Genomic DNA, 19,395 nt, shown 5'->3' on the forward strand with positions numbered 1-19,395 from the left:
ACCTTGTCCCGCCCCAGGCCGCTCAGCGGCTTCCCCGAGTTCCTGCCCGCCGGTCGTTTCGTGGAGAACCGCGTCCTCGACGTGGTGCGCACCACGTTCGAGCTGCACGGTTTCGCCCCCATCGAGACCCGGGCCGTCGAGCCGCTCGACCAACTCGCGCGCAAGGGCGAGATCGACAAGGAGATCTACGTGGTCCGCCGCCTCCACGCGGAAGCGGCGGATGCTGACGAACTGGGACTCCACTTCGACCTCACGGTGCCGTTCGCCCGCTACGTGCTGGAGAACGCCGGGCACCTGGCCTTCCCCTTCCGCCGCTACCAGATCCAGAAGGTCTGGCGCGGTGAGCGCCCCCAGGAGGGCCGCTACCGTGAGTTCACGCAGGCCGACATCGACATCGTCGGGCAGGGGAACCTCGCCGCGCACCACGACGTCGAGATCCCGCTCGTGGCCCTGGATCTGTTCGAGAAGCTCCACACGGACCTGGGGCTGCCCCCCGTGAGCCTGCACGCGAACAACCGCAAGCTTTCCGAGGGCTTCTACCGGGGTCTCGGCATCGACGACACCGCGGCGGTGCTGCAGCGCGTCGACAAGTACGACAAGATCGGCCCGGACGCGGTGGCCGAACTGCTGACCAGCGAGCTCGGCCTGAGCAGCGCCCAGGCGCAGGCCTGTGTGTCGCTGGCCGGCATCGCCGCCACGGACGAGTCGTTCGTCGACGACGTGCGGGCCCTGGGCGTCACCCATGAACTGCTGGACACCGGCCTGGAGGAACTCTCCGCGCTGATCCGGGTGGCGGGTCGCTCGCTGCCGGACCGCGTGGTGGCGGACCTCAAGATCGCCCGCGGGCTGGACTACTACACCGGCACTGTCTACGAAACCTCGCTGGTGGGCTCGGAGAAGCTCGGCTCGGTCGCCTCCGGCGGGCGCTACGACTCCCTCGCCAGCGACGGGAAGACCACCTTCCCCGGCGTCGGCTACTCGTTCGGCATCACCCGCATCCTCGCCCCCCTGATCGGGCAGAAGAAGCTCACGGCGTCGCGCTCGGTCCCCAGCGCGGTCCTCGTGGCCGTGGACAACGAGGAGACCCGCGAGCAGGCCATCGCCGTCGCGGCCGCCCTGCGCAGCCGAAACATCCCGGTCGAGGTCGCCCCCAAGGCGGACAAGTTCGGCAAGCAGATCCGCTACGCCGAGCGTCGTGGCATCCCGTTCGTCTGGTTCGGCGCCGGTCACGACGACTCGGTCAAGGACATCCGCACCGGCGAGCAGGTCCCGGCCTCGCCGCTGGAATGGCTGCCCCCGGCTGAAGACCTCCGGGTCTCCGTCGGGTCGGCGCTCTGACGCCCACCATGGACGTGCAGCGCATCGGCGTCATCGGCGCGGGCAAGCTCGGCACGGCGCTCGCCCGGCTGGCCCTCGACGCCGGCTACGAGGTGAGGATCTCCGGTTCGCCGCGCCAGGCAATGCTCGAGCTGGTCATCGGCACGGTGCTCCCCGGAGCCCAGCTGCTGCCCGAGGCTGACGTGATCGCGCAGTCTGATCTGGTCGTCCTGGCCATCCCGTTCGGCAAGGCGCACTCCGTGGATTTCGACGCGCTGGGCGGCAAGATCGTCGTCGACGCAATGAACGCCTGGGAGGCAGCAGGCGGTCACCTCGACGAGGAGCACGGCGGCACCACGTCGTCGCTGATCAAGATGCGCAACCCGGAGATGCGGCTCGTGAAGTCGCTCAACCACCTCGGTTATCTGGACCTGACGGGAGATGCCCGGGAGGCCGGCCATCCGCTGCGCCGGGCGATCGCCGTGATCTCCGACGACCAGGAGGCCCGCGCCGTCGTGGCCTCCGTCGTCGACTCCCTGGGCTTCGATCCGGTGGAGGCACCCACGGCCGCGTCCCGCTGCCTGGAACCGGATTCCCCGGTCTTCGGGAAGCCCGTATCCGCGCCGGAGCTCCGTGAGGCCCTCGGCCTCTGATTGTCGCCCCACGCCAGAGTCTCGTTACGATGGCCGGACGAGCTGCACCGTCTATGCAGCCGAAGATAGGACAAGTGAAGTGATTCGCACCTTTGAGGCCGGCACGTTGCGTGCCGAGCACGTGGGCCAGGAAGTCGTTCTCGCCGGATGGGTGGCCAAGCGCCGCGACCACGGCGGCGTCGCCTTCATCGACCTGCGGGATGCGTCGGGCATCTGCCAGATCGTCGTGCGCGACGAATACCTCGAATCCGCCGGGATCCACGACCTGCGCAACGAATTCTGCATCCGGGTCACCGGGCTGGTGGACAAGCGGGAGGACGGCAACGTCAACCCCAACATCCCCACCGGCGAGGTCGAGGTGGTCATCCGCGAGCTCGAGGTGCTGAACCCCGCCGCACCGCTGCCGTTCCAGATCGACGAGCGCACCACCGTCGGTGAGGACGTGCGCCTCAAGTACCGTTACCTCGACCTGCGCCGCCCGCGGCAGCACGAGGCCATGGTGCTGCGCTCCAACGTCACCCACACCATCCGTGAGGTGCTGGCCAGGCACCGCTTCTACGACGTGGAGACCCCCACGCTGACGCGCTCCACGCCGGAAGGCGCCCGCGACTTCATCGTTCCTGCGCGCCTCCACCCGGGCAAGTGGTACGCCCTGCCCCAGAGCCCTCAGCTGTTCAAGCAGTTGCTCATGGTGGGCGGCATGGAGCGGTACTACCAGATCGCCCGCTGCTACCGCGACGAGGACTTCCGCGCGGACCGTCAGCCGGAGTTCACCCAGCTCGACATCGAGATGAGCTTCGTGGACCAGGACGACGTCATCGCCCTCTCCGAAGAGGTGATGGCCGCCTGCTGGCGTCTGATCGGTGTCGAGATGCCGCTGCCGCTGCCGCGGATCACCTGGCACGACGCCATGAACAACTACGGCTCCGACAAGCCGGACCTCCGCTTCGACCTCAAGATCCGCGAGCTCACCGAGTTCTTCAAGGACACCGCCTTCCGCGTCTTCCAGAACGAGTACGTCGGCGGCGTCGTGATGCCCGGCGGCGCCTCGCTGCCGCGTCGTCAGTTCGACGCCTGGCAGGAATGGGCCAAGCAGCGCGGTGCCCGTGGGCTCGCCTACATCACCATCGGTGAGGACGGCACGCTCGGTGGCCCGGTGGCCAAGAACCTGTCCGACGTGGAGCGCGACGGTATCGCCGGGATCATGGACGCCCAGCCGGGCGACGCCATCTTCTTCGCCGCCGGCCGCCGGGAGCAGTCCCAGGAACTCCTGGGCGCCGCCCGCCTCGAGATCGGTCGCCGCACCGGCCTGATCAACGAGGACGAGTGGAGCTTCGTCTGGGTGGTCGACGCGCCCATGTTCAAGTCGACGGAGGACGCTCAGGCCGCCGGTGACGTCGCGGTGGGCGCGGGCAAGTGGACCGCGGTCCACCACGCCTTCACCTCGCCGACGCCGGAGTGCCTGGACACGTTCGACACCGATCCCGGCTCGGCGCTCAGCTACGGCTACGACTTCGTCTGCAACGGCAACGAGGTGGGCGGCGGATCCATCCGTATCCACCGCCGCGACGTGCAGGAGCGGGTGTTCAAGGTCATGGGCATCGGCGACGAGGAGGCCCAGGAGAAGTTCGGCTTCCTGCTCGACGCCTTCAGCTTCGGCGCCCCGCCGCACGGCGGCATCGCGTTCGGGCTGGACCGCCTCGTCATGCTGCTCGGCGGCTTCGACACCATCCGCGACGTCATCGCCTTCCCGAAGAGCGGCGGCGGATTCGACCCGTTGACCGAGGCCCCGGCCGCGATCGACCCGAAGCAGCGCAGGGAGGCCGGCGTGGACCACAAGCCGGAACCCAAGGACGCCAAGGACGCCAAGCCGGCAGAAGGCGCTTCCTGAGCCACGGCCATGAGCTACGACCTTTTCGGCAACCCTGAACCCGAGCCCACGGCCCGGGGCGGGTCGCTGAGCGACGCGATGAACCCGCAGGCGCCCCTCGCGGTGCGCCTGCGGCCGCGTTCGCTCGACGAGATCGTCGGGCAGCAGCACCTCCTCGCCCCCGGCTCACCGCTCCGCCGGCTCGCTGAGGGCCAACCCATGTCGGTGTTCTTGTGGGGGCCTCCCGGCGTCGGCAAGACCACCATCGCCTCGGTCGTCTCGCAGGCCACCCGCCGGCGCTTCGTCGAGCTCTCGGCCGTCACGGCCGGGGTCAAGGAGGTGCGGGCGGAGCTGGCCGAGGCCAAGCGGGAACTGGCACGCGGCAACGCCACCGTCCTGTTCGTCGACGAGGTGCACCGGTTCTCCAAGGCCCAGCAGGATGTGCTGCTGCCGGCCGTGGAGAACCGGCTGGTCACGCTGATCGCGGCCACCACGGAGAACCCCAGCTTCTCCGTGATCTCGCCGCTGCTGTCGCGCTCGCTCCTGCTGCGCCTGCAGCCGCTCGACAACGCGGACCTCTCCGCCCTCGTGGACCGCGCACTCACGGACGAGCGCGGCCTGGCGCGCGCCAACGGCGACCTGTTCGAACTGGCGGACGACGCCCGCGACCTCATTCTGCGTCTCGCCGGCGGCGACGCCCGCCGCGCGCTCACCTACCTCGAGGAGTCCGCAGCGGCAGCCGACGCCAAGGCTGGGGCGCTGATCGACGTGGCCTCTGTGGAGTCGTCGGCAGACCGCGCCGCGGTGCGCTACGACAAGGACGGCGACCAGCACTACGACATCATCTCGGCGTTCATCAAGTCGGTCCGCGGCTCCGACGTGGACGCGGCCCTGCACTATCTGGCGCGGATGCTCGAGGCGGGGGAGGACCCCAGGTTCATCGCGCGGCGCCTGATGATCTCGGCCAGCGAGGACATCGGCATGGCCGCCAGCGGAGTGCTGCAGACGTGCGTGGCCGCGGCCCAGGCCGTGCAGCTGCTCGGTATGCCCGAGGCGCGCATCACGCTGGCCCACGCCACCGTCGCGGCCGCCACGGCGCCGAAGTCGAACGCGGCCTACGCGGCGATCAACGCGGCGATCGCCGACATCCGGCAGGGCAAGGGCGGTCTGGTGCCACCCCATCTGCGCGACGCCCACTACGCCGGTGCCGAGAAGCTCGGCCACGGCAAGGGTTACAAGTACGCCCACGACTACCCGCACGGCGTGGCGCCGCAGGTCTACCTGCCGGACGACCTCGCCGGAACTGAGTACTACCGCCCCACGGACCACGGTCAGGAGGCCGCCATCGCCGAGCGCGTCGCTGCGCTGCGCGCGCTGCTGGGCGAAGGATGATGGTCGGCTAGAGTTACGCCCATGACGCTCATGACTGTTGGAGAGGTCGCAGGCCTGATCGCGGCGATCGCGGCCTGCGTATTCGTGGCCCTGGCCGCAGTACCGCTGCTCAAAGCCGGGCGCGCCCTCGACGAGGTGCGTCTCGCCGTCCGCGACATCGGGCACAACTCAGTGCCGGTGCTGCAGGAACTCAAGAGCACCGTGGCCACCACGAACACCGAGCTGGGGAAGCTCGGGGTCGTGACGGAAGACGCCGCCAAGGTCACCGGGCACGCCACCGTCGTGAGCGAGAACGCCGCCCAGTTGTCCACGCTGTTCGCCGCCACCCTGGGTGGCCCGCTGGTGAAGACCGCCGCGTTCAGCTATGGCGTGCGGAAGGCACTCAAGGGGCGCAGGAAGTGAGCCGCTTCTTCTGGATGCTCGTCGGCATCGGGCTGACCATCTTCGTGATGCTGCGGGGCCGGGAACTGCTGCACAAACTCACGCCGCGCGGGATGGCCGAGCAGGTCGAGAAGAAGGGCCACGAGACAGCCGCCGGCTTCGGCGACTTCATGGCCACCTTCCGCCGCGCCATGGCCGAGCGCGAGGCCGAGCTCCGTCGCGAGCTCGACCTCCCCGAACCAACCTCCAACTGATCTCCACTTTCAAGGAACCACACTTATGAAGACCTCCGATATCCGGAGCAGGTTCGTCGACTTCTTCGCGGCACGGGACCACACCAAGGTCCCCAGCGCATCGCTGTTGTACAACGACCCCACGCTGCTGTTCGTGAACGCGGGCATGGTGCCGTTCAAGCCCTACTTCCTGGGCGACGAGCCCGCACCGTACAAGCGCGCCGTGAGCTCGCAGAAGTGCGTCCGCACCCTCGACATCGACGAGGTGGGCAAGACCACCCGGCACGGCACCTTCTTCCAGATGCTGGGCAACTTCGCGTTCGGCGACTACTTCAAGGAAGGCGCCATCCAGTACGCCTTTGACCTGGTGACGGGTTCCGAGGCCGACGGTGGATGGGGTTTCGACGCCGACAAGGTGTGGGTCACCGCGCTCCACGGTGACCAGGAGACCATGGACCTCTGGCGCACGATGGGCATCCCGCGCGAACACATCCAGGAGCGCGGGCTCAAGGACAACTACTGGCACATGGGCGTTCCCGGCCCCGGTGGGCCTTGCTCGGAGATCTACATCGACCGCGGGCCGGAGTTCGGCCCCGACGGCGGCCCGGAGGCAGACGAGGACCGCTTCCTCGAGATCTGGAACCTCGTGTTCCAGCAGGAGGAGCTCTCCGCGGTGCGCCGCAAGGACGACTTCGACGTCCTGCGCCCCTTGCCCCACCGCAACATCGACACCGGCTCCGGCCTCGAACGCGTCGCCTACCTGAAGCAGGGGGTGGCGAACATGTACGAGATCGACGAGGTGTACCCCGTCATCGCCAAGGCGGCCGAGCTCTCGGGCAAGGCCTACGGCGCCTCGGACGTGGACGACGTCCGGTTCCGCGTCGTGGCAGACCACGTGCGCTCCGGCCTCATGCTGATGACCGACGGCGTGACCCCCGGCAACGAGGCGCGCGGCTACGTGCTGCGTCGCCTCCTGCGCCGCGTCGTGCGCGCCATGCGCCTCCTCGGCGTGGGTGACCCAGTGCTGCAGGAACTGTTGCCCGTGTCCAAGGCCGCCATGCTGGGGTCGTTCCCGGAGATCGAAGAGGCCTGGGGCCGGGTGTCCCAGTCCGCCTACGCTGAGGAAGAGTCCTTCCGTCGCACCCTGCAGTCCGGCACCGTCATGTTCGACACCGCCGTCGGCGAGGTGAAGAAGTCGGCCACCACCACGCTGCCCGGTGACAAGGCCTTCCAGCTGCACGACACGTACGGGTTCCCGATCGACCTCACCATGGAGATGGCCAGCGAGGCCGGCCTCTCAGTGGACCGCGCCAAGTTCGACGAGCTCATGAAGGAGCAGAAGGAGCGCGCCCGCGCGGACTCCAAGGCGAAGAAGGGCGGGGCCGCCTCGGTGGAGGCCTACCGTCAGCTGCGCGAGAAGGGTGAGGTACCCTTCCTCGGCTACACGGACCTCTCCGTGGCCACCAGCGTGCGCGGGATCATCGCCGACGGCGTGAACGTCGACCGTGCAACGGACGGCACCACCGTCGAGATCGTGCTGACGGAGACCCCGTTCTACGCGGAGGCCGGCGGCCAGGACGCAGACCGCGGCACCATCGTCGGCGACGGGTTCTCGCTCGACGTGATCGATGTGCAGCGCCCCGTGCCCGGCCTTGTCGTGCACCGGGTGGAGGTGTTCGGCGAACTGCCGCTCGGTGCGCAGGTTGACGCCCGCGTCGACGCCGCAGCGCGCCACGGTGCCTGCCAGGCGCACACCGCCACGCACATCGTGCACGCCGCGCTGCGCGAACTGGTGGGCTCCAACGCGACGCAGGCGGGCTCGTACAACAAGCCCGGCTACATGCGCTTCGACTTCTCCTCGCCGAAGGGCCTGTCGGACCAGCTCAAGGCGGAGGTCGAGGCCCGGGCCAACGAGGCGATCATCGCCAACTACGCCGTGAGCGCCCAGGAGATGAAGCTGGAGGACGCCAAGGCACTCGGCGCCATGGCGATGTTCGGCGAGAAGTATCCGCCGGTCGTGCGCATGGTCGAGCTCGCGGGGCCGTGGTCGCGTGAACTGTGTGGGGGCACCCACGTCGCCAACACCGCGGAGATCGGTGTGCTCAACCTGCTCAGCGAGTCGTCGATCGGCTCCGGTGTGCGCCGCGTCGAGGCGCTGGTCAGCACGGATGCGTTCGCCAAGTTCGCGGCTGAGCGCGCGCTCGTCAACCAGCTGACCGACGCCCTGCGGGTGCGCCCGGACAACCTCGTGGAGCGGGTCGAGAAGATGGTGGCCCAGCTCAAGGATGCGGAGAAGGCGATCGCCAAGCTCCAGTCCGAGAAGTTGCTCGCCGGCGCCGCCTCGCTCGTCGAGCAGGCGGTGGACGTCAACGGCGTCCGTTTCCTCGGCGTGGAGACGCCCGGGGTGGGTGGCAACGAGCTGCGCACCCTGGCGCTCGACCTGCGCGAGCGGCTCGGGAGCGGGCCCGGCGTCGTCGCGCTGATCGGTGGCGCAGACAAGCCGACGGCGATCGTGGCCACCAACGAGGCCGCTCGCGGTCTGGGGCTCGGAGCCGGACGCCTGATCTCCGTCGCGTGCGCAGCAATGGGCGGCAAGGGCGGCGGCAAGGACGACCTGGCCCAGGGCGGCGGCACCGATGCGTCCGCCGGCCCGCAGGCCATCGCCGCTGTCCGCACCGCGCTGGAGGAGCGTGCCTGAGGGTGCGCGCCTCGGGATCGACTGGGGCAAGGCGAGGATCGGGGTCGCGGCGTGCAACGCCGGGGTCTCCTTCGCCTACCCGGTCGAGACCGTGCCGGCGGGCCCCGGCGAGATGCAGCGACTGGCGGCCATCGTGGCGGAGTACGAGCCTGAGGTTGTCTACGTGGGGCTCCCGCTCACCCTCGCCGGTGAACGCAGCTTCGCCGCGCAATTCGTCGTCGAGAAGGCGGCCCAGCTCGCCCGGGTGATCACGGCGACACCGGTGCGGCTCGTCGACGAAAGAATGAGCACCGCGTCGGCATCCCGTAGTCTGGGCGACGCAGGTCGTCGCGCCAAGCAGCAGCGCAGGGTCATCGACCAGGCTGCGGCCGTGGAGATCCTGCAGCGGACCCTCGACGCCGAAGGGCGAACGGGACACCCGGTCGGAGAATCTGTAGAGCTGGAGGCAGAGTGAACGCGAAGTTCACCGATAACGATGGTCGTCTCAACTGGCGCCGCCTGGGTTACACGGCGCGCAGCGCCTTTGCGGTGCTGCTGTCGCTGGCGGTGCTCATCGGCGGCGGTTGGTTCGTCTACTCGAAGGCCAACGACGCCTACGTGTCCTGGCGCACCGCCGAGGACTACATGGGGGAGGGCACGGACGACGTCCAGATCGTCATCCCCCGGGGTGCAAGCATCACGCAGATCGGCGAGATCCTGCGCGAGGCGGGTGTCATCAAGTCCACCCGCACCTTCCGCCAGGTGGCCACGCGCAGCGGCGAGTCGGACCAGCTCCAGGCAGGGCGCTTCAACCTGAAGAAGGAACTGCCGGCTGAGACGGCGTTCACGATGCTGCTGGATCCGGAAAACGTGGAGCGCCTGATGGTGACCTTCCCCGAAGGCACCGTGTCCGTCAGGCAGTGGCAGATCATGGAACGGCCGGCCAACTCCGTGATCGGGTTGACCTACGCCGACATGGAGGCCGCGGCAGCAGATCCCACCATCTACCCGCTGCCCGGCTATGCCAACGGCCAGTTGGAGGGCTTCCTGTTCCCGTCCACCTACCAGGTGGGGGAGCCGGCGGTCGCCTCGCACCTGATCGCCACCCAGGTGTCGCAGTTCAACCGCGTGGCGGACAAGATCAAGCTGGAGGAGGGGGCGCAGGCGCTGGGCGTCACGCCTCGCAACATCGTCACCACCGCGTCGATCATCGCCGCAGAGGTCAGCAGCGCCAAGGACCAGCCGATGGTGGCGCGCGTGATCTACAACCGCATCAACGCCGGCATGCCGCTGCAGATGGACTCCACCGTCCACTACGCAGTGCAGAGGTGGGACACGGTCACCACCACGGCCGAGGAACGCCAGAACCCGTCGCCGTACAACACCTATGTGCACAAGGGCTACCCGCCGGGCCCCATCAGCAACCCCGGCGAATCGGCCCTCCTCGCCGCGCTCAACCCGGCAGACACAGACGCGCTCTTCTTCGTGACGGTCAACCTGGACACCGGCGAGACGAAGTTCGCCGCCACCCTGGAGGAGCACCAGGCCAACCAGGCCGAGTTCCAGGCCTGGTGCCAGGCGAACACCGGCCGCTGCAGCGGATGAGCGCCGGAGGTCGCTACCGGGCCGCCGTGATCGGCGACCCGGCCGAACATTCGTTGTCGCCGGCCATCCACCGCGCCGGCTACCACGCCAACGGCCTCGTATGGCGCTATGACGCCGTCACCGTCACGCCCGAGGAACTCGACGGCTTCGTGCGGGCCCGCCTGAACGACCCGGCCTGGGCCGGTCTCAGCGTCACCGCCCCGCACAAGGAGGCCGTGCTGGCCTACGGGGAGGCCGACGAACCCACCCGGCTGGTGGGCAGCGGCAACACCCTCGTCTTCGGGGCTCAGCCCAGGGTCTACAACACCGACGTGCCCGGCTTCGTCCGGGCGTGGCGGGCGCACAGCCTCGGCACGCCCCGCGCAGCGGCCATCCTCGGCAACGGCGCCACGGCGCGTTCGCTGGTGCTCGCCCTCGCGGGGCTCGAGACCAGGGAGGTCATCGTGCTGGCCCGGCGCCCGGAGCGGGCGGCGTCGATCCTGGAGCTGGCCCGTACCCTCGGGCTGCACGCCGAGGTCAGCCTGCTGGGGGAGGGCGTCGGGCCCGTCGACCTCGTGGCCAGCACCATCCCCGCCCCGGCCACGGCCGAGCACGCGACGAAACTGGCCGCGGAGGCCACGGTCGTCTTCGATGCGGTCTACGACCCCTGGCCGACGCCGCTCGGGCTCGCGGCCCGGGAAGCCGGCCGTTTCTCGCTCAACGGCCTTGACCTCCTGGCCGGTCAGGCGGTGGACCAGTTCTTCCTGCTCACCGGGCACCGCGTGACGTTCGAGGACTGCCGTTCGGCAGCCGGTCGGGAACTCAAGAGGCGCTCCCTTCTCTGACACAATAACCCTCATGCTTCGATACCTGACTGCCGGTGAATCCCATGGCCAAGCGCTCATCGCCACCATGGAAGGCATCCCGGCCCATGTACGAGTGGGTGTCGAGGAGATCGCCCGGAACCTCGCCCGTCGCCGGCTGGGCGTCGGCCGCGGGGCACGGATGAAGTTCGAGGCCGATGAACTCACCCTGCTGGGCGGTTTCCGCCACGGGGAGACGATCGGTTCGCCCATCGCCGTCATGATCGGCAACACCGAGTGGCCCAAGTGGCAGAGGGTGATGGCGCCTGGTCACGTGGACGAGGCAGAGCTGGCTGAGTTGGCCCGCAACGCCAAGCTCACGCGTCCCCGCCCCGGTCACGCAGACCTGGCCGGCATGCAGAAGTACGACTTCGACGAGGCCCGCCCGCTGCTCGAACGCGCCTCCGCCCGGGAGACCGCCGCCCGCGTCGCGCTGGGCACCATCGCGCAGGCGTTCCTCGATCAGGCCTTCGGCATCACCGTGCTGAGCCACGTGGTGGAACTGGGCCCCGTGCGGGCCGGCCGCGAAGACCTCCCCACCATCGCGGACCTGGCCGCCATCGACGAGGACCCGGTGCGGTGCTTCGACGCTGAGGCCTCCGTCGCGATGCAGGCAGAGGTGGAGGCCTGCCAGAAGGAGGGCGACACCATGGGCGGCGTCGTCGAGGTGCTGGCCTGGGGACTGCCCCCGGGCCTCGGTTCACACTCGCAGGGAGACCGGCGCCTCGACGCGAAGCTGGCCGGCGCGCTGATGGGCATCCAGGCCATCAAGGGCGTCGAGGTGGGTGACGGCTTCACCCTCGCCCGCACCCGCGGTTCGCTGGCCCACGACGAGATCCTGCCCGCCGACGGCGGCATCCGCCGCGCCTCGCACCGCTCGGGCGGCACCGAGGGCGGCATGTCCACCGGGGAGGTGCTGCGCGTCCGCGCCGCGATGAAGCCCATCGCCACCGTCCCGCGCGCGCTGCGCACCATCGACACCACCACCGGTGAGGCCGCCGCGGCCCACCACCAGCGCTCAGACGTGTGTGCCGTGCCCGCCGCCGGCGTCGTGGGTGAGGCCATGGTGGCGCTCGTGCTGGCGGAGGTCGCGCTGGAGAAGTTCGGCGGCGACTCCGTGGGGGAGACCCGCCGCAACTACGAGTCCTACCTGGCAGACGTGGCCGCCCGCGGCCTGGAGATCGGCCGATGAGCATCGTTCTGGTCGGCGCCCCCGGCGCAGGCAAGTCCACCGTCGGCAAGAGGCTCGCCCGGAAGCTGGGCAAGACCTTCGTCGACGTGGACCAGCGCATCGAAGAGGTTGAGGGCAAGCCCGTCGCGGAGATCTTCGCCGACGAGGGCGAGGCGTACTTCCGTGCCCTCGAGCAGGAGGCCACCCTGGAGTTGCTCGAGGCATATGAGGTGGTGTCGCTCGGCGGTGGCTCCGTGATGAACGAGGCCATCCAGCAGGCGCTGCGCGACGGCGGCCACGAGGTGATCTGGCTGAAGGTGTCCATCGGGCAGGCCACGCGCAGAGTCGGCATGAACAAGGCACGCCCCATGCTGCTGGGCAATGTGCGCGGCCGCCTCATCGAACTGCTGCGGGAGCGGAATCCGGTTTATGAAGCGCTGGCCACCCAGATCGTGGAGACTGATGGTCACGGCAGTTCCGAGGTCGCCGACGACCTTGCCGCTGAACGTGGTGCTCAGGGAGGAGCGGAAGAATGAGCGTTCGCGTGGAATCCGCCCTCGGCCCCTACGAGGTCCACATCGACAGGGGCGCGCTCGCCCAGTTGCCCGGCTTGGTGGGCGACGCGACGAGGGTGGCCATCATCCATCCCGAACCGCTCTCGGCGATCGCCGCGCAGGTGGCCGGGATGCTAGAGCAACGCGTCCTGTTGCTGCCGGTGCCGGATGCCGAGGCGGCCAAGACCGTGGAGATGCTGAGCCGCTGCTGGAACGCCCTCGCTGAGGCCGGTTTCACGCGCAGTGACCTGGTGATCGGGATCGGCGGCGGTACCGCCACAGACCTGGCCGGCTTCGTGGCCGCGTCCTGGTTGCGGGGAGTGCCCTACATCAGCATCCCCACCTCGGTGCTCGCGATGGTCGACGCGGCGGTGGGCGGCAAGACGGGCATCAACCTCGATGCCGGCAAGAACCTGGTGGGCGCGTTCTACGAGCCGGTGGGCGTGATCTGCGACCTGGCCCTGCTCGACAGCCTCCCGGACCGCGACGTGCGCTCCGGCATGGCCGAGGTGCTGAAGTGCGGCTTCATCGCGGACACCCGCATCCTCGACCTGGCGCGTGAGGACCTGGCAGATGCCGCGGATGTGCGCAGCGACCGTTTCGCCGAACTCGTCACCCGCGCCGTCCAGGTGAAGGCGACGGTGGTGGCCGCAGATTTCCGCGAGGCGACGTCGAAGGGCGCCAGCGTTGGGCGTGAGTCGCTCAACTACGGCCACACGCTCGGGCACGCAATCGAGGCGCACGCGCGCTACACGTGGCGCCACGGCGATGCGATCGCCGTCGGCCTGGCCTGGTGTTCGCGGGTGTCGCGGCAGTTGCTGGGGCTCGACCACGAGTCGGTCGCCATGCACGACGACCTCCTCGGCGGATTGGGCCTGCCGCTGCGCTACGAGCAGTCGGCGTGGGAGGACCTGCGCGCCATCATGAACCTCGACAAGAAGGCCCGCGGCAACATCCTGCGGATCGTCGGCATCACGGAGTTCGGCAAGCCCGTCATCATCGACGCGCCGGATGAGCGGGCCATGGAAGCCGCCTACCGCGAACTCTGCTGACGAGGCCGACATGCACAAGGACCCCGGCAACGCACAGCGTTGCCGGGGCCCGATGTTTATGTGTGGTTACCGCTTGCGGACAGGCGGCTGGGCCGCTGTCTTGGGCTTGACCTGTAGCAGGACAGTGTCGCTGCTCGTGTTGCCGGCCGGATCCGAGACGCGGATCGTCACCTTGTACGACCGGGGGCCGGTCGGTGTTCCGCTGAGGGTTCCGTCCGCGTCGATCGTCAGCCAGGCGGGGTTGCCGAGCACGCTGTAGGTCAGGTCGGCCGAATCGTCGGTGGCCTGTACCTGCAGTGAGAAGTGCCTTCCCACCGTCAGCTTCTGGTGTGCAATCTCGGAGATCATCGGAGAGGTGACGTCCGGCTGTGGTGCCTTGATGCCCACCAGGACAGGGTCGTGGTCCGACGACGCGAACTCGTCGACGGCGTGGAAATCGGTGATGTTGTAGTTGCGGCGCGAGTACTGGAACGCGATCGACTCGTCGCCGTTGATGTTCCAGACCGCCGCATCGGTGACGAGGGCCAGGGCCGCGTCATTGGCGAACACGTGGTCCAGCGAACCGAGGCGGCCGCTGAACTGGTAGGTCGCGTCCTCGGTCACGCCACCCTGGGTCAGGTTGGTGAAGCCGGCGTCCTCGATGAACTGGACCGGGGTCTCCATCGTGTACGCGTTGAAGTCGCCCATCAGGAACACGGGCTTGTCGGCGAAAGCCTCGAACGTGTTCGCCCAGGTGCTGAGGGCCTTGGCCTGAGCCTCGCGGGAGGGGTTGGCGTTGCCCTGGCCGGTGCCGTCGTCTTCACCGGAACCCTTCGACTTGAAGTGGTTCACGATCGCGACGAACGTGGTGGTGCTGCCCTTGGCCTGGAACTCCTGGGCCAGCGGGTTGCGCGCGTCAGCGAACGCCGGGTCGAGCAGGATGTAGGACGGGCCGACGAGCTGGACGGTGTCGGGGTTGTAGATGAAGGCCGTGCGGATGACATCCTCGTTCGGGGTTGCCACTGTGGGGCTGGGTGCGAACGCCCAGTTGCCGCCGGCTGCGTTGAGCGCGGCCACCAGGGTGGAGAGCGCCTTGTCGCGGGGCTGGCCGGCCAGGTAGGTGATGGCGGCGCTGTTCTCGATCTCCTGAAGGCCCACGACATCGGCGTCCAGCTTGTTGATGGCCGTGACGATCTTGGCCTCCTGGTCGGCGAACGCCGATTCGGAGTAGGCACCGCGCACCTGGCAGTTGTTGGCGCCCACGGGGTTGCCCTCGCGGTCGCTGTAGTACGTGCAGTTGGCCTCGTTGACGCCCAGGTCATCGAAGTAGTTCAGCACGTTGAACGAGGCGAGCTGGATGTCGCCTCCCACCACGGGCGCGTCGGCCGGGCGGTCGTTCACGCTGGTGATGAAGGAGACCTCTGCGCCCGTGACCTGGCTGGTGGGCTGGAAGTTCCACTGGAAGCGGTAGTCGAGGATGACCGGCTCCGTGAACGTCACCGGGGAACCGGTGCGCATCGGCGTGGCCGCGCTCAGGTACGGCAACGGCGAGTTCTTGGCTGCGGCGTTGTTGGTGTAGTCCCAGCTGGAGCCGTCGTCGAGCGTGATCAGCCTGGTGAGGTTCTCGGCTTCGTAGGCGAGGGCCTCAGGCCCGGGACGGACCACGTCGGTGGCGGTGAACAGCGGCTCGTCACCGTAGGCGAGGCCGATCTGGCCGTAGCGGTTCAGGTCGTAGTTGTTGGTGATCGTGTAGCCGCCGGTGGGCAGCACGAGCATGCCTTCGTAGGCTTCCTTCGCGGCGTCGGTGCCGGGGAAGGTGGTCAGCGCCGTGGGGGTGACCGCGGCGCAGTCGGCAGCGGGCGTGAGCGTGGGGTTCGCGAGCTGGGTCAGGGTGAAGTGCTCACCGGCGGTACCGGTCACGGTGTAGCACTCGCCGATCGTCGCGTTGGCTGCGGCGTCGCCGAAGACGAAGATGCCATCAGAAGCATCACCGGGTGCCTTGGGCACGCCACCGGAGCCCGGGGTCTGGATGTAGGCACCGCGGAAGTTGCCGGTGGGATACGCCGCCGTGACGACGCCAGTGGTGGTCACGGTCTGGCCGGACAGGGGAGTGGCCGCGCCCGGGCCCTGGATCTCAGCGATCGGGGTCACGGTGGGCTCGGTCGGGACCGTTGTGGTCTCCGTCGGCGTGGGGGTGGGGGTCCCGCCGCCTGTGATGGAGGAGTCCGAACCCGGGGTGGGTGTCTCGGTGAAATCGAAGTCCTCGGCGTTGTTGTCCGTGTCGGATGCGCCGGTGCGGGTGATGGAGCCTGGGGTGGAGTTTCCACCGGTGTAGACGGCCGCGGCGGTCTCGTTGCGGACCGCCGTGCCGTAACCGACGATGTCGATCTCGACGTCGCCGTTCAGGAGGGTGATCGCACCGTTGGTGCCGCTGGGGGTGATGCCGCAGTCGAGCTGCACGGAGACGTCTGCGCCGACGGTGGCGTTGTTGGTGCCCGTGCCCACGACGAAGAACCCGCCGGGGGCGACTGTGCCCGAGAGACCACAGGTACTGCCGACGCCGGCAGTGGTGGCCGAGCTGTAGCCGAGCTTCCAGCCCGTCAGGTCGATGGCCTGGGCGGTCGGGTTGTACAGCTCGACGAACTTCTTGTTGAACGGCTGGTTGGCGCTACCGCCGCGGGCGTAGACCTCGTTGATGACGAGGTGATCTGCTGGTACCGCCTGTGCCGGCGCAGCGACGAATGATGCGGCGAGCAATGCCGCTGTCGCAGCCAGCACGGTGAGGTGCTTGCGCATGGATCGGACTCCTACTGGAAGAAATGACGTCGCCGCGGAATTGAGGCGACAGTGACCCTCACCATAAAGGGATCTTGTCAAGGATTTGCTCACCCCTGCGGATCGTTTAGACGAAGTTCATCCGTTGGTGGCCGGAAGTTCGTCTCCCTCCTATCGGGCGGCCCTGGGAGGCCGCCGATCCGCTGCCGTAGGCTCTTTCACATGTCGGAGGTGTGGGAAGCGCTGGGAGCGGCCCTGCGGCTGGACAGCAGCCACCTCGCACAGGTGGGCCTCTGGGCGGCCCTCGGAGTGGCCCTGATCGCGGGCGCCTCCACGATGCTCGGCCACACCGCCATCCTGCTGCTCAACCGCATCCACGGGCTGCGCCTGGTCAGCACGCTGTTGCTGAACATCGTGTCGTTGGCCGCCCTCCACATCGTCCAGGCGGCCGTTACCTGGGGCGTCACCTCGCTGGGGCTGCGCCGCGCCGCGCCGCTGATGCCGCTGGTCCTCGTGGGCCTGCTATCGGTGGCACCGCTCGCTTTCGCCTTCATCCAGGCCATGCCGCACTTCGGCATGTTCTTCGGCCGCGTCCTGCAGGGCTGGAGTTTCCTCATCCTCTGGTTCGGCCTGGCCGAGGTCTTCGACATCGGGCGCTGGTGGGCGCTGGGGTTCTCCCTCTCGGGCTGGTTCGTGATGCAACTGCTGTCGCGGCTCCTGCAGCGCCCGGTCACCTGGGTGGGCTCCAGGGTCTGGACGCTCGCAACCGGCCGGCCCACCGTCGTGACCTCCCGTGACATCCTCGCCGGGATGCCTGCCATGCCGGTGCTGGACCGGACGCGGCGGGAGGCGCAGGCGTGATCAGCTGGGTCCTGGGCGGGGCGGCGCTCATGGTGGCGGCGTTCGTTCTCCTGTCGCCGCTGGAGTCGCTGCGCTGGTGGGCCGACAAGGGTCAGGCGGAGATCGCCGCCACCTTCGACCCCATGCGCCCACCGCCCCAAGCCGCCGGCGCCGGGCCAACGGCGTTCGTCGTCTACCTGTCCGGGGTGGCCGTGCTGAGCGGCGACACCCTCTCGGACCGCGAGGACGCCTGGCTGGCCGCGGTCGCCGAAGAGGTGCCGGGCGCCTGCATCATCTCCGAGGTGTTCCCGTACGCCGTCGACAACCGGGGGCTGCTGCACCGGACCACGATGGGCCTGTGGAAGGTGCTCGGCTGGACCCGTGAGCACTGGCACTGGAACCCCATCCACAACCTCATCAACATCCGCAACATCGCCCAGGTGCTGGTCTCCGCAGACCCGCGGTACGGACCCACGTTCAACATCGGACTGGCGCAGGAGCTGTGGCGCGCCCTGCAGCGTCACGGATACCGGCCCGGCAGCGGCACGCCCGTCACCCTGATGGGTCTCTCGGGCGGTGTGCAGATGGCACTGGGCGCCGGGTGGTTCCTGCACGCGCTCAAGGTGCCCGTCTCGCTGATCAGCATCGGAGGCATCTTCGGCGACGACCCTGGCCTGGACAGGATGCGGCACCTCTGGCACCTCACCGGCACCCGCGACCACACCCATCATCTGGGCACCATCGCCTTCCCCGGACGCTGGCCCACCTCGCCCCTGTCGACGTGGAACCGGGCCAAGCGGGAGGGGCGCGTCAGCTTCCACACGATCGGCCCCATGGGCCACGACGGTCCCGCGGGCTACTACGGCCGGCGTTCCCTCGACGCGCAGGGCCGCAGCCATTTCGACCTGACGCGCGACGCCGTCGTCGCCATTCTCCGCGAGGAGGCGGGTGCCTGAGGGCCCCGCGCGACACGGAGTGTGGACGGATTTTTCTGAGTTGGGGCTCGATCGGCGTAGAATGCTCCGTTGGCCGCAGCCCCCGATCCACTGAGGAGAACAGACATGGTCTCGACCAACGATTTGAAGAACGGAATGGTCCTCGATCTCGATGGCCAGCTGTGGCAGGTGCAGTGGTTCCAGCACCACAAGCCCGGCAAGGGGAACACGGTCGTGCGGTCCAAGCTGAAGCACGTGCTGAGCGGCAAGATCGTCGATCGCACCTTCAACGCCGACACCAAGGTCGAGACCGCGACGGTGGACCGCTCGGAGATGCAGTACCTCTACATGGACGGCGACGACTACGTGTTCATGGACATCGCCACCTTCGACCAGCTCCACGTCCCCGCGGAGACCGTCGGCGACGCCAAGGACTACCTGCTCGAGAACACCAACGCGTTCGTCGCCACCCACGAGGGCGCTCCACTGTTCATCGAACTGCCCACCTCCGTGGAACTCATCGTCACCTACACCGAGCCGGGCCTGCAGGGCGACCGCTCCACCGGTGGCACCAAGCCCGCCACGCTGGAGACCGGCAAGCAGATCCAGGTGCCCCTCTTCATCACCAACGGTGAGAAGGTCAAGGTCGACACCCGCGACGGCTCCTACCTCGGACGCGTTTCAAGCTAAATGTCTGAGCGCCCCTCCCACTACAGCGCGCAGACCAAGGCCCGCAAAGCTGCTCTCGACATCCTGTTCATGGCGGAGCAGCGCGGCGATTCTCTGAGCGAGACCTTCACCGAGCAGCGAACGCTGTCTGGCGGCGTCGTCCGCGAACTGACGCGCGAAATCGTCTTCGGTGTGGCTGAGCACCTCGACGAGATCGACGACCGGATCTCCGCTGCCGCCTCCGCCGCGTGGCCGCTGGACCGCATGCCGTCAGTCGACCGCAACCTCGCCCGCATGGCGATCTTCGAGCTCGACTACACCGACACCCCTCCAGGCGCAGTCATCTCCGAGGCGGTCCGCCTCGCGGGAGATCTGTCCACCGATGAATCACCGGCGTTCCTCAATGGCCTATTGGCCAAGGCCGCCGGCGCGAAGCCAAACACGAACTGA

At 68.6% G+C, this 19,395-nt stretch carries 18 protein-coding genes; 17 read left to right on the forward strand and 1 reads right to left on the reverse strand.

Annotation, left to right across the window (positions count from 1 at the left end; genetic code table 11):
- Window positions 1–3 precede the first annotated feature (3 nt).
- The 13 genes from hisS (at window position 4) to aroB (ending at window position 13,747) form a co-directional block, all read left to right on the forward strand.
- Window positions 4–1,338 (forward strand): histidine--tRNA ligase, encoded by a 1,335-nt coding sequence (gene hisS / locus J7D54_RS07305; protein WP_182764698.1) that lies wholly within the window; start codon window positions 4–6, stop codon window positions 1,336–1,338.
- An 8-nt stretch (window positions 1,339–1,346) separates the two neighbouring features.
- Window positions 1,347–1,970, forward strand: coding sequence for an NADPH-dependent F420 reductase (locus J7D54_RS07310; RefSeq protein ID WP_182764697.1), 624 nt, complete (start codon window positions 1,347–1,349; stop codon window positions 1,968–1,970).
- A gap of 79 nt (window positions 1,971–2,049) precedes the next feature.
- Window positions 2,050–3,861, forward strand: a complete 1,812-nt coding sequence (aspS, locus tag J7D54_RS07315; RefSeq protein ID WP_182764696.1) for an aspartate--tRNA ligase — start codon at window positions 2,050–2,052, stop codon at window positions 3,859–3,861.
- A 9-nt stretch (window positions 3,862–3,870) separates the two neighbouring features.
- On the forward strand, window positions 3,871–5,232 hold the full coding sequence (locus J7D54_RS07320; protein ID WP_182764695.1) for a replication-associated recombination protein A: 1,362 nt from the start codon (window positions 3,871–3,873) through the stop codon (window positions 5,230–5,232).
- A gap of 21 nt (window positions 5,233–5,253) precedes the next feature.
- Complete coding sequence (locus J7D54_RS07325) at window positions 5,254–5,634, forward strand: DUF948 domain-containing protein (protein WP_245243896.1); 381 nt, start codon at window positions 5,254–5,256, stop codon at window positions 5,632–5,634.
- Window positions 5,631–5,867: a DUF6167 family protein gene (locus J7D54_RS07330; RefSeq protein ID WP_182764694.1), complete on the forward strand. Its 237-nt coding sequence runs from the start codon at window positions 5,631–5,633 to the stop codon at window positions 5,865–5,867. Before J7D54_RS07325 ends, J7D54_RS07330 begins: the two co-directional genes overlap by 4 nt.
- 25 nt (window positions 5,868–5,892) lie before the next feature.
- Window positions 5,893–8,544: an alanine--tRNA ligase gene (gene alaS, locus J7D54_RS07335; RefSeq protein WP_182764693.1), complete on the forward strand. Its 2,652-nt coding sequence runs from the start codon at window positions 5,893–5,895 to the stop codon at window positions 8,542–8,544.
- Window positions 8,537–8,998, forward strand: a complete 462-nt coding sequence (gene ruvX / locus J7D54_RS07340; protein WP_245243898.1) for a Holliday junction resolvase RuvX — start codon at window positions 8,537–8,539, stop codon at window positions 8,996–8,998. The genes alaS and ruvX overlap by 8 nt, the downstream gene beginning before the upstream one ends.
- Window positions 8,995–10,128: an endolytic transglycosylase MltG gene (gene mltG / locus J7D54_RS07345; protein ID WP_182764691.1), complete on the forward strand. Its 1,134-nt coding sequence runs from the start codon at window positions 8,995–8,997 to the stop codon at window positions 10,126–10,128. Before ruvX ends, mltG begins: the two co-directional genes overlap by 4 nt.
- The gene (locus J7D54_RS07350) at window positions 10,125–10,952 is read left to right on the forward strand and encodes a shikimate dehydrogenase (protein ID WP_182764690.1); all 828 of its coding nucleotides are present in this window, start codon (window positions 10,125–10,127) and stop codon (window positions 10,950–10,952) included. The genes mltG and J7D54_RS07350 overlap by 4 nt, the downstream gene beginning before the upstream one ends.
- Window positions 10,953–10,965: 13 nt before the next feature.
- Window positions 10,966–12,162 carry a chorismate synthase gene (aroC, locus tag J7D54_RS07355; RefSeq protein ID WP_182764689.1) on the forward strand — a complete coding sequence of 399 codons (1,197 nt, stop codon included), beginning with the start codon at window positions 10,966–10,968 and terminating at the stop codon, window positions 12,160–12,162.
- Window positions 12,159–12,677 carry a shikimate kinase gene (locus J7D54_RS07360; RefSeq protein ID WP_182764688.1) on the forward strand — a complete coding sequence of 173 codons (519 nt, stop codon included), beginning with the start codon at window positions 12,159–12,161 and terminating at the stop codon, window positions 12,675–12,677. The genes aroC and J7D54_RS07360 overlap by 4 nt, the downstream gene beginning before the upstream one ends.
- Entirely contained in the window at window positions 12,674–13,747 is a 1,074-nt protein-coding gene (gene aroB, locus J7D54_RS07365; RefSeq protein ID WP_182764687.1) for a 3-dehydroquinate synthase, read from the forward strand. The genes J7D54_RS07360 and aroB overlap by 4 nt, the downstream gene beginning before the upstream one ends.
- Window positions 13,748–13,813: 66 nt before the next feature.
- Here aroB and J7D54_RS07370 read toward each other — a convergent pair whose 3' ends face one another.
- Entirely contained in the window at window positions 13,814–16,522 is a 2,709-nt protein-coding gene (locus tag J7D54_RS07370) for an ExeM/NucH family extracellular endonuclease (RefSeq protein ID WP_182764686.1), read from the reverse strand.
- Between the two features lie 201 nt (window positions 16,523–16,723).
- On the opposite strand from J7D54_RS07370, the gene J7D54_RS07375 reads away from it, so the two are divergent.
- The 4 genes from J7D54_RS07375 to nusB all read left to right on the forward strand — a co-directional run bounded on the left by J7D54_RS07375 (window position 16,724) and on the right by nusB (window position 19,395).
- Window positions 16,724–17,362, forward strand: a complete 639-nt coding sequence (locus J7D54_RS07375) for a hypothetical protein (RefSeq protein WP_182764685.1) — start codon at window positions 16,724–16,726, stop codon at window positions 17,360–17,362.
- Entirely contained in the window at window positions 17,359–18,297 is a 939-nt protein-coding gene (locus tag J7D54_RS07380; RefSeq protein ID WP_182764684.1) for a hypothetical protein, read from the forward strand. Before J7D54_RS07375 ends, J7D54_RS07380 begins: the two co-directional genes overlap by 4 nt.
- Before the next feature lie 105 nt (window positions 18,298–18,402).
- Window positions 18,403–18,966, forward strand: coding sequence for an elongation factor P (efp, locus tag J7D54_RS07385; RefSeq protein ID WP_076058949.1), 564 nt, complete (start codon window positions 18,403–18,405; stop codon window positions 18,964–18,966).
- Window positions 18,967–19,395, forward strand: a complete 429-nt coding sequence (gene nusB, locus J7D54_RS07390) for a transcription antitermination factor NusB (protein ID WP_076058947.1) — start codon at window positions 18,967–18,969, stop codon at window positions 19,393–19,395. It abuts the gene before it with no gap.

This window comes from Tessaracoccus sp. MC1865, from assembly GCF_017815535.1.
Lineage (GTDB): Bacteria > Actinomycetota > Actinomycetes > Propionibacteriales > Propionibacteriaceae > Arachnia.

Excerpts from the sequence above, each read along its gene's own strand:
- nusB (WP_076058947.1), top strand. The coding sequence starts at position 18,967 with ATGTCTGAGCGCCCCTCCCACTACAGCGCGCAGACCAAGGCCCGCAAA.
- J7D54_RS07320 (WP_182764695.1), top strand. The coding sequence starts at position 3,871 with ATGAGCTACGACCTTTTCGGCAACCCTGAACCCGAGCCCACGGCCCGG.
- aroC (WP_182764689.1), top strand. The coding sequence starts at position 10,966 with ATGCTTCGATACCTGACTGCCGGTGAATCCCATGGCCAAGCGCTCATC.
- J7D54_RS07360 (WP_182764688.1), top strand. The coding sequence starts at position 12,159 with ATGAGCATCGTTCTGGTCGGCGCCCCCGGCGCAGGCAAGTCCACCGTC.
- efp (WP_076058949.1), top strand. The coding sequence starts at position 18,403 with ATGGTCTCGACCAACGATTTGAAGAACGGAATGGTCCTCGATCTCGAT.
- J7D54_RS07375 (WP_182764685.1), top strand. The coding sequence starts at position 16,724 with ATGTCGGAGGTGTGGGAAGCGCTGGGAGCGGCCCTGCGGCTGGACAGC.
- J7D54_RS07310 (WP_182764697.1), top strand. The coding sequence starts at position 1,347 with ATGGACGTGCAGCGCATCGGCGTCATCGGCGCGGGCAAGCTCGGCACG.
- J7D54_RS07325 (WP_245243896.1), top strand. The coding sequence starts at position 5,254 with ATGACGCTCATGACTGTTGGAGAGGTCGCAGGCCTGATCGCGGCGATC.
- aroB (WP_182764687.1), top strand. The coding sequence starts at position 12,674 with ATGAGCGTTCGCGTGGAATCCGCCCTCGGCCCCTACGAGGTCCACATC.
- J7D54_RS07370 (WP_182764686.1), bottom strand. The coding sequence starts at position 16,522 with ATGCGCAAGCACCTCACCGTGCTGGCTGCGACAGCGGCATTGCTCGCC.
- alaS (WP_182764693.1), top strand. The coding sequence starts at position 5,893 with ATGAAGACCTCCGATATCCGGAGCAGGTTCGTCGACTTCTTCGCGGCA.
- J7D54_RS07350 (WP_182764690.1), top strand. The coding sequence starts at position 10,125 with ATGAGCGCCGGAGGTCGCTACCGGGCCGCCGTGATCGGCGACCCGGCC.